Source organism: Pseudoalteromonas aliena (assembly GCF_038155085.1).
GTDB lineage: Bacteria > Pseudomonadota > Gammaproteobacteria > Enterobacterales > Alteromonadaceae > Pseudoalteromonas > Pseudoalteromonas aliena_A.
On the sequence record NZ_JBAKAU010000079.1, the window covers coordinates 1 to 247 of the forward strand.

Here is a 247-nt window from a genome sequence, read left to right on the forward strand (position 1 = left end):
TAAAGATTACGCACAGCAAATGCGTAAACAAATATTTGATTTTAAAGCGCAGCACCAGCAAGAAATACAAAATACTGAACAAAGCCAAACAGACACTCTCGAAAACAGCCTAAGCATTAGCAAAAAAGAAATAGCCAAATTTGGTTTGATGTCTAATATGGCCATTTTTGCAATTGCTGCTTTGGCCCCTTTTATAAACATAATTGTTAATTTTTTAGAGAAGCAAATTATTGCGAAAGTAGAAGGC

Annotated in this window: 1 pseudogene; it reads left to right on the forward strand. The window is 34.0% G+C overall.

The features are described from left to right. Nucleotides 1–247 (forward strand): annotated as a pseudogene (locus tag V6260_RS18620) (PH domain-containing protein); the annotation flags it as partial.